The sequence below is a fragment of the Coleofasciculus sp. genome, assembly GCF_046565525.1.
Classification (GTDB): Bacteria; Cyanobacteriota; Cyanobacteriia; order Cyanobacteriales; family Coleofasciculaceae; genus Coleofasciculus.
Genome location: NZ_JBKHUP010000053.1, coordinates 47027 through 55036, shown reverse-complemented (window position 1 = coordinate 55036; position 8010 = coordinate 47027). Strand labels below are relative to the sequence as shown.

11 protein-coding genes are annotated in these 8010 nt (G+C 47.5%); 10 read left to right on the top strand and 1 reads right to left on the bottom strand.

What is annotated here, in order from left to right:
* Positions 1-158 precede the first annotated feature (158 nt).
* Complete coding sequence (locus ACLGGO_RS19430; RefSeq protein ID WP_446420544.1) at positions 159-725, bottom strand: Uma2 family endonuclease; 567 nt, start codon at positions 723-725, stop codon at positions 159-161.
* Positions 726-1037: 312 nt separating this feature from the next.
* On the opposite strand from ACLGGO_RS19430, the gene ACLGGO_RS19425 reads away from it, so the two are divergent.
* The 10 genes from ACLGGO_RS19425 to ACLGGO_RS19380 all read left to right on the top strand — a co-directional run bounded on the left by ACLGGO_RS19425 (position 1038) and on the right by ACLGGO_RS19380 (position 7950).
* Positions 1038-1247: a hypothetical protein gene (locus ACLGGO_RS19425; RefSeq protein ID WP_446420543.1), complete on the top strand. Its 210-nt coding sequence runs from the start codon at positions 1038-1040 to the stop codon at positions 1245-1247.
* Between the two features lie 526 nt (positions 1248-1773).
* Entirely contained in the window at positions 1774-2523 is a 750-nt protein-coding gene (locus ACLGGO_RS19420; RefSeq protein WP_446420542.1) for a DUF6920 family protein, read from the top strand.
* 73 nt (positions 2524-2596) lie between these two features.
* On the top strand, positions 2597-3289 hold the full coding sequence (locus ACLGGO_RS19415; protein WP_446420541.1) for a hypothetical protein: 693 nt from the start codon (positions 2597-2599) through the stop codon (positions 3287-3289).
* Between the two features lie 58 nt (positions 3290-3347).
* Complete coding sequence (locus ACLGGO_RS19410) at positions 3348-4139, top strand: CPBP family intramembrane glutamic endopeptidase (RefSeq protein WP_446420540.1); 792 nt, start codon at positions 3348-3350, stop codon at positions 4137-4139.
* Between the two features lie 105 nt (positions 4140-4244).
* The gene (locus ACLGGO_RS19405; protein ID WP_446420539.1) at positions 4245-4568 is read left to right on the top strand and encodes a hypothetical protein; all 324 of its coding nucleotides are present in this window, start codon (positions 4245-4247) and stop codon (positions 4566-4568) included.
* Between the two features lie 192 nt (positions 4569-4760).
* Entirely contained in the window at positions 4761-4994 is a 234-nt protein-coding gene (locus tag ACLGGO_RS19400; RefSeq protein WP_446420547.1) for a hypothetical protein, read from the top strand.
* Positions 4995-5510: 516 nt separating this feature from the next.
* On the top strand, positions 5511-6131 hold the full coding sequence (locus ACLGGO_RS19395; RefSeq protein ID WP_446334209.1) for a FeoB small GTPase domain-containing protein: 621 nt from the start codon (positions 5511-5513) through the stop codon (positions 6129-6131).
* Positions 6097-7548 carry a nucleoside recognition domain-containing protein gene (locus ACLGGO_RS19390; RefSeq protein WP_446334208.1) on the top strand — a complete coding sequence of 484 codons (1452 nt, stop codon included), beginning with the start codon at positions 6097-6099 and terminating at the stop codon, positions 7546-7548. The genes ACLGGO_RS19395 and ACLGGO_RS19390 overlap by 35 nt, the downstream gene beginning before the upstream one ends.
* Positions 7549-7767, top strand: coding sequence for a FeoA family protein (locus ACLGGO_RS19385; protein ID WP_446334207.1), 219 nt, complete (start codon positions 7549-7551; stop codon positions 7765-7767). It abuts the gene before it with no gap.
* A gap of 60 nt (positions 7768-7827) precedes the next feature.
* Positions 7828-7950 (top strand): hypothetical protein, encoded by a 123-nt coding sequence (locus ACLGGO_RS19380; RefSeq protein WP_446420538.1) that lies wholly within the window; start codon positions 7828-7830, stop codon positions 7948-7950.
* Positions 7951-8010 lie beyond the last annotated feature (60 nt).

Below are 8010 nucleotides of genomic sequence, written 5' to 3'. Positions count from 1 at the left end.
AAGCTGTTTCTTCATTTTTCGACTGTGTTTATTCAGGTATTAACTAACATTTTAGCATAATAAGTCCTGAAGAACCAAACTTCCTCGCCATCAGTAACTTGACCTTTAGCAATTTATTCGGCTCCCACTTCAATCTGTGGGCGGAGTTCGCGGAACAGTTAGAAGGCAATGTCTTCGTACAGGTTAGTCAACTCAGCTTCAAACTCAAGGCTAGTAAGGTGAAAGGTGTTTTGACTGGGGGCATAGAATTGAAATAACCACAGCCCCCCCTCGGTACGACGGTAACAGTCTACCCGTTGCTGTCTGGTACTAATCAAGACATATTCTTGCAGACTTTCGAGGGTTTGATAGTCGATGAATTTATCCCCTCGGTCAAAGGCTTCGGTAGAGTCAGAGAGGACTTCAATGATTAGTTTGGGATAACGCTTATAGGTAGTGGTTTCTGCGTCGCGGGGGTCACAAGTCACCATCAAATCAGGATAGTAGTAACAGTTGCAGTCTTCAAGTTTGGCTTTAACATCGGCAAAATATACGCGACAGTCTGACCCCCGTAGGTGGCTACGCAGCAGGGTGTAGAGGTTTCCGGCAATAGTATTATGAGCATCGGTTGTCCCCGCCATAGCGTAGGCTTCACCATTGCGATATTCGTGTTTGGTGTCGCTGGTGGCTTCGAGTTGGAGGTATTCGTCAGGAGAGAGGTAATAATTGTCTGGGGTAGCAATCATGGGTTAGGAAAGAGGAAATTGGGTAGGGTGCTATTTTTAATGTAGTTCAAAAAGCGCGATGCCTACGGCAGACAATACCCTCGCCCTATTCTCTGGGATAAACTCAAACTATGCTCCTGGAAATTAAAGGACTCGCTGAACCCAAAAGCCAGGAAGCCCAACGGGTTTGTCGGGAGGACTTAACCGAGTTCATCAACTCATTCAATAAATCCAACACAGCTTTGACATAGTTAGGGACATATTAGTTGTCGAGGTTAGTTACAATAGGTTGACGAGCCTAGTGCAATCAAACAAAAGACAGTGGAAGAGCCAATGGCAACACAATATAAAGTGATCAGCGACTGGCTATGCCTGACGACCAAACAAAAAGCCAGGAAAATTGAGAGCCATCTTAATCGACTTTCTGCGGAAGGATGGGAGTTTGTCGCCCTTGATGCCGTGATGTTTTTTGGGAATGACGTTGGATTCTACCTGATCCTCAAGAGATCATTTTCAGAAAACCCTACTATTCAACAGGGTTAGGAATGTAGCTTATGAAATATAAGATTGTATTTCTAGTATTATCGCTTTTCCTATATGGCATAGCACTTGCGCTACCTTGCCTTTTGTTTAATGTAGTTCCTACAGACTCTGTTGGCGTGAGTCCCTCTGACCCTAATGACGTTTATGCCATGAAGGGGATCGAACTGACTTTCTTTGGCATTTTTGGATTACTTTTTCTGCAAATTCCCGCGATTGGATGGTTCGCTAATCCACTCTATTGGTTGTGCTGCATCACTTTTATAATGCAACGATACAGGTTCTCAGCTATAGCTGGAATAGCCGCCATTCTTATTGGTTTTGGAGGAACGTTTTCAGCATTTTGATTCAACTTGCCTGCGGATAGTGGTGGCGTTTCTGAATTTACTCTGAATCAATTATTGTTGGGTTTCTGGCTATGGCTAGCGGCTCCTGGCTTAATAGCCCTAGCTTCTTTCATCGGTCTATTAAAAGAGCCAGCCCGATTAACCACTAGAAGTGATTAAGAAAGGAGCGATAGATTAGAGATATGAACACTAAACAGCTTTCCCTCGATGCCCTATGGGAGTCATCAATATCTCAGGAGCGCGTATTCAGTCCAGATGACTTTGCTCATTTGCCAGATGCAGCTAGACGATATCTCGAACATGCGATCGCGCCTGGAACTGCGATCGCCTCAGCAGTGCGCCTAAAAATGCATGGCGAAATCAAATTAAAGAACTGGAGTCCCTTCACCGCAGAACAAGTCGTCTGCTGGGAGCGCGGATTTATTTGGAGTGCCACCGCCTGGATGAACCACTTACCGATCGTGGGATCAGATCGGATCATTGATGGCATCGGGGCGATGCAATGGAAGCTGCTGGGGCTATTTCCGGTGATGACCGGAACCGGTGCTGATATTACCCGATCGGCGGCGGGTCGCTTCCACACCGAGTTAATGCTGTTGCCATCGGCGCTTTGTCGGAGTGACGTGACCTGGAGCAGCACAGAGACATCGCACCTACATGCCAGTTTTATGGCCCAAGGTGAACAGGCAGGACTCGACTTAACCATTGACCAGAAAGGTCGACTCAAAACTGCGAAACTGCCGCGCTGGGGCAATCCAGAAGGTGCGGAACACCATTATGTGGACTTCGGGGCAATTGTAGAAGAAGAAGGCACATTCTGTAGCTACACGATTCCTACCCGTTTGCGGGTTGGGTGGTACTTCGGCACTGAGCGGTTTGAGTCAGAAGGCGAGTTCTTCCGCGCCACCATTGATGAGGTCATCTATCAGTAATCATGAGTAGTTTCAGAAAGCCCGATCTGAAGAAATCTATGCTGATTAAAAAGATGCAATAACGAGGCCTGCGATGACGATCTTCATTCTGACCCAGATTCTGTTTCCCCTTATCTTGATTGGGTGGTTGGCTTTTGTGCCGCCCCGCAATCTACTGGGTATTGGGATTCAATCCCTGATGACGGCGATCGCCCTAGTTGCGATCGCCCGTATGGGCATCTGGGTCTTTCCGCCTTGGTGGACGCCCTATCTCTATGGGGTGCTGTTTATACTGGCGTTGGCGTTGGGGTTTCTGAGGCATCAGCCAAAGCGCCGGATGCCATTAAGCTGGCCGGGCTGGGTGATGATTGTGGGCTTCGTGGCCTTTGGAGCGTATGCAGGCAATGAGGCAGCCCGCAGTTGGACGGGGCAGTTTCCTGCTGCTGCGCCTGCTGTTGACCTCACCTTTCCGTTGCGTGGTGACAATTTTTTGATCGTCAATGGCGGTAGCGATATTCGCATCAATGCCCACCTAAAAACTTTAGACGAGTCAGTACCGCGTTTTCGAGACTACCGGGGCCAAAGTTACGGCACCGATATCATTCAGGTTAATCGGTGGGGGTTGCGATCGCGCGGCATCATTCCTAAGCACCCTGCGGCGTACTTGATCTACGGCGCGCCGGTGTTCGCTCCCTGTGCAGGTCAGGTGGTGCAGGCGATCGATGGCTTCCCAGATATGACCATCCCAGAGATTGACCTGGTCAAGGTCGCTCCGGCGATCGCTTGAGTCTGTGCTGGTTTGAGAGCATTCCATCTAAAAAATATCCCTGTCAAGGCAACTTGTAATGAAAAAACATCCCGTAACTTGGTTCTACATCTTAGCGTTTAGCTTCTCATGGCTTGGCATGATATCAGCAGCCTTAGGCTCGCGAGCTATTGCCCCATTTGACAGTCCCTACGTCCAGATTCTTTCCATCTTTTATGCGGTTGGACCTGCGCTTGCGGCTGTTATTGTGTCACAAGTGGCCTATGGGAAGACAGGGGTGCAAGAATTTGATAAGGGGCTTATTCAATGGCGGGTTGGTCTAGTCTGGTACATCGTAGCGGTGCTGGGTCCTGTTGTTCTTTTAATTGCGGCACAAGTCGTCACAAAATTACTTAGCTTGCCCGTAACAATCGCAGTGCCACAAGGCAATTTATCTTTCTTCGCCATTTTTGGTTTCGTGATTAATTTCTTCGCCAATACCTGTGAAGAAATTGGGTGGCGTGGTTTCGCATTGCCACGATTGCAGAAACGACATAATGCCTTGACTGCCACCCTCATAGTGGGCATATTGTGGGGTTTTTGGCATTTGCCGCTTGTCTTTTTGGTAGGCAACCCGATGTCTGAGTTTCCTTTCCTCTGGTTCATCATCATCGTGACCAATGCTTTTATCTATACTTGGATTTACAACAGTACTAAAGGCAGTATTTTGCTCGTGGCACTTTTTCATGGTTCGCTGAACATATTTGGAGCATTTATACCTGGAGTGTCTGCTATCTCGTATGTCCTTCTGAATTGTGTGGTGGCTATCATCCTGATCGCCGTGTTTGGAAGAACGAATCTCTCTCGCCGAAAAAGAGTTTGTGCAGGCTAAAATCTGGTTCCAACTAACCGTTAGGCTCCTGAGTGATTAACACAATGGTCTTGGGCCTGCTGGCTGCTGTCTTCGGTTGTTAGACCACAGTTGCCCACCTTAGGTATGGTGCTGTTTATCCCGGGGATTTTTGGCACCGGTATCGCGGCGATCTCTGTGGTGAGGTATGCCAGTGGACAGAACGGGCGGCATAGTTTGCTCTGGCGTTCTCTTCAATGGCGGCTTGGCTGGCGCTGGCTGGCTCTCTCGTTTTTCTTGCCTCTGGCAGTCATGGCGCTGGCCGCCGCTGTGCACATTGCCCTGGGTATTCCATCCGATGACAAGGAACTTCCCCGAAATCATTACCAGTCCGAGTCTTCACCGACAACCGATCGCCCAGTCAATCGACATAGCTGGTCAGTTTTACCAAGTAATTTTTCAATTTGTTAAGGCTTTGGTAACTCTTGTATCATCCTCACTACAATCGTGAGTTGGTTGGGCGAGATGAGCTATGGTAAGAAAAACCAAGCAATCCTTAAGTAATTCTTAAAGGAGTCGTGCTCTTTGCGGGATCGCGACACAGCGCTGGAAAACCAGCTTTATTTCTCGGCTGCTGCAATTTTACCTAAGGAAGGAGATTGTATGAACCCCACAATGCTGCGTCAGTTGTGGTCTTTAATTGAAACGACTCAAACTAACCTACTACTGAAACTTGACGATGCCAGTCTCGTTCAGTGGATACTCAAGCAACTCAAACAAGAGCGAGGTCTCAATTCTGAGGAAATGCATATTTTGAATGAGTACCTCTATAATCGCTTGTCTCTGATCCGGGATCTGGCAGAGCAACGGTATGCGACTAATCACTCGTCATCCTAGTGCAGCTTGGCTGAAATACCCATCAGTCAACAAAAGACGCCATGACAGGGTGACAGGGTGACGGACACAAAGAAGATTCAGGTGGGCAACAGCACTCTCTTGATAACCTGAGCATTTCCAGGTTTATTGCTCTTGCCCACCCTGCTTAAAATTGAATTAGCTTATTCTCAACTTTTATTAAAAAATATTTCGGTAAATTACTAAGTGTTTCCTGAAGAGCCAACGCCAAGTTGCCGCCAATCCCGCGAATGACAAAGGGAATCTGTTTCAGTTTGTATCCGTCTTGTCAGATTGAGACAAGGGGTTTAGACTTTGATCAGGACACAGAAGAAGACTTACATGTCAACATTCGGTTAATGGATCTCAGCTTAAATAGGTTCCTCATCCCCCTCAAATATTAAGCTTTCTTAAAAGGTAGACCTGATACAGAAACCGAGGTTATTATTGACTACACTTAATGAGAATTACTTTTAACAAGTTGCAGAATTCGCTTCCCATCATCGGAGTCAAGAAGATATGGAATGTCACAAATGTCAAAACACTTGCCACCATAAGCCCAGTAGAGGGAGTGGCTGGAAATGGTGGGGCAAACCGCCGCAACCATCACCTCTGAAAACTGAACCCATTCCCCAAGTGGCTTTGGTGGGAACGCCCAATGTGGGTAAAAGTGTTCTGTTTAATGCCCTTACGGGTACTTATGTTACCGTCTCCAATTATCCCGGTACAACAGTGGAAGTCTCTAGGGGTCAGATGACGGTTGGGGATCGCCCGTTTGCGGTGGTGGATACGCCGGGAATGTATTCCCTACTCCCGATTACCGAAGAGGAAAAAGTATCGCGGGATTTATTACTCAGCGAAACCGTAGACTTGGTGATTCATGTCGTCGATGCCAAAAACTTAGGGCGGATGCTTCCCCTGACGTTTCAGCTCATTGAAGCGGGTTTGCCGGTGCTGTTAGCTGTCAACATGATCGATGAAGCCCAACAACTGGGGATTGAGATTCACCGGGATCATCTGGAAATGGAATTAGGGATTCCGGTTGTGACTATGGCGGCTGCACTAAATATTGGTTTACGAGATTTGAAATATAAGGTGGGTGATTATGTTAAGTCAGGTTGCTTATCCGGAACCTATTGAGGTTGCGATCGCGAAACTGGAATCGCTGCTATCCCGGCTGTCGCTATCCCAGGATTATCCTTTGTCTCGGCGCAGTATTGCCTTACTCCTGTTGCAAAAAGATCCCGCACTTTGGCAACAACTTCAGATTCAGGAGACAGAAGCGGAAATTAAAGCCGCGATCGCAGATGCTGAGAGTCAGTTGGATGAACCGCTAATCGCGGCTATTGCCAAGGCGCGTCAGCAACGGGCGTGGGCGATCGAACAACATGTCCTCAGCGAATCGAACCAGGGGAAAACCCCGTTAACGGAACGACTGCACCAACTCACGGTGAATCCTTGGACAGGATTTCCGATTTTGCTGGCAATTCTTTATTACGGGGTTTACAAATTTGTCGGCGAATTCGGGGCGGGGACGATGGTGGATACCATTGAAACCTTTTTTGAAACATATATTAATCCCGTTGTCAACCAAACAGTAGCGGTAATTTTGCCCTGGCAACCCTTACAAGATTTAATTGCCAACGACTACGGAATTATTACCCTGGGGATTCGCTATGCGGTGGCGATTGTCTTACCTGTTGTTGCCACATTCTTTTTCATGTTTTCCTTCCTGGAAGACAGTGGCTATCTGCCGCGATTATCCCTGATGCTGGATAACCTGTTTAAGGCGATCGGGTTATCGGGGCGGGCGGTAATTCCGATTGTGTTGGGATTGGGATGTGACACCATGGCAACATTGGTCACCCGCACCCTGGAAACGACAAGGGAACGATTAATTGCCACATTTTTGTTATCCTTAGCCATTCCCTGTGCGGCACAGTGGGGGGTGATTGTGGGATTATTAGCCCAAAAACCCGCCGCGTTGTTGATTTGGGGTGGGGTTATTGGGGCAATTTTTATGGTTGCGGGGTATTTAACCGCCCGATTGCTTCCCGGAAAACCCGCTAGTTTTTACATGGAAATCCCCCCCTTGCGCTTTCCCAAACTACAAAACATTCTGGTTAAAACCTATCTCAGAATGAAGTGGTATTTTATGGAAATTCTGCCCCTATTTATTTGGGCATCGGTGATTATTTGGTTTGGGCGTTTGACGGGGTTGTTTGGATGGATTATTCAGGGAATTGAGCCGATTGCTTTAGGGTTAGGATTGCCCAGAGAAGCTGCGCCGATCTTTTTATATGGTTTCTTCCGGCGGGATTACGGCGCGGCTGGATTATTTGATATGCAACAGCAGGGTATTTTTACGGGGAATCAGTTGGTGGTGACAGCGATTGTGTTAACCCTGTTTTTACCTTGTATTGCCCAACTGCAAGTAATGTTGAAAGAGCGAGGGGCGAAAGTAACTTGGGCGATTGTGGCGTTTATTTTTCCCTTTGCCTTTTTTGTGGGATATTTGGTTAATGGTTTGTTAAATGGATTAGGAGTAACGATTTAAATGATTGCACTAGCATCGGTTAAACGGGGAAATAGCGGCACCGTTGCTGCGTTAAAGACGAAGGATGAGATGACGTTGCAGAAGTTGATGGCGATGGGGATTAGTCCTGGAATGCCGATTCTGTTGGAGCAGCGGTTTCCTTCTTATATTATTAAGGTGGGCAGAACTCGTGCGGCGTTGGATCGGGAAATGGCAAAGGTGATTTATTTGCATCGGTAAGGGGGCAAAGGATACCTGGTTTAGGGTGATTTTGGGGATAGTTAGATTAACGAGGAGAGGGTGTGGCATTGCCGTGTCTCTACCCTAGACAAACCCCTCCCTAACCCTCCCCTGCAAGGGGAGGGAACTCTAATTGATTTAGAGGGGGTAGGGGATGCGATCGCGCATTATTTACCTAGTTGAGAACGGGCAGTTAAAGGGCTTTCTGTGGGATTGGATTAGGATCTATATTGATGATGAGAG

What these genes read in the sequence shown, in the direction of transcription:
- ACLGGO_RS19405 (WP_446420539.1), top strand. Translation starts at nt 4,245, where the DNA reads ATGGTGCTGTTTATCCCGGGGATTTTTGGCACCGGTATCGCGGCGATC.
- ACLGGO_RS19420 (WP_446420542.1), top strand. Translation starts at nt 1,774, where the DNA reads ATGAACACTAAACAGCTTTCCCTCGATGCCCTATGGGAGTCATCAATA.
- ACLGGO_RS19390 (WP_446334208.1), top strand. Translation starts at nt 6,097, where the DNA reads ATGTTAAGTCAGGTTGCTTATCCGGAACCTATTGAGGTTGCGATCGCG.
- ACLGGO_RS19425 (WP_446420543.1), top strand. Translation starts at nt 1,038, where the DNA reads ATGGCAACACAATATAAAGTGATCAGCGACTGGCTATGCCTGACGACC.
- ACLGGO_RS19415 (WP_446420541.1), top strand. Translation starts at nt 2,597, where the DNA reads ATGACGATCTTCATTCTGACCCAGATTCTGTTTCCCCTTATCTTGATT.
- ACLGGO_RS19395 (WP_446334209.1), top strand. Translation starts at nt 5,511, where the DNA reads ATGGAATGTCACAAATGTCAAAACACTTGCCACCATAAGCCCAGTAGA.
- ACLGGO_RS19400 (WP_446420547.1), top strand. Translation starts at nt 4,761, where the DNA reads ATGAACCCCACAATGCTGCGTCAGTTGTGGTCTTTAATTGAAACGACT.
- ACLGGO_RS19430 (WP_446420544.1), bottom strand. Translation starts at nt 725, where the DNA reads ATGATTGCTACCCCAGACAATTATTACCTCTCTCCTGACGAATACCTC.
- ACLGGO_RS19385 (WP_446334207.1), top strand. Translation starts at nt 7,549, where the DNA reads ATGATTGCACTAGCATCGGTTAAACGGGGAAATAGCGGCACCGTTGCT.
- ACLGGO_RS19410 (WP_446420540.1), top strand. Translation starts at nt 3,348, where the DNA reads ATGAAAAAACATCCCGTAACTTGGTTCTACATCTTAGCGTTTAGCTTC.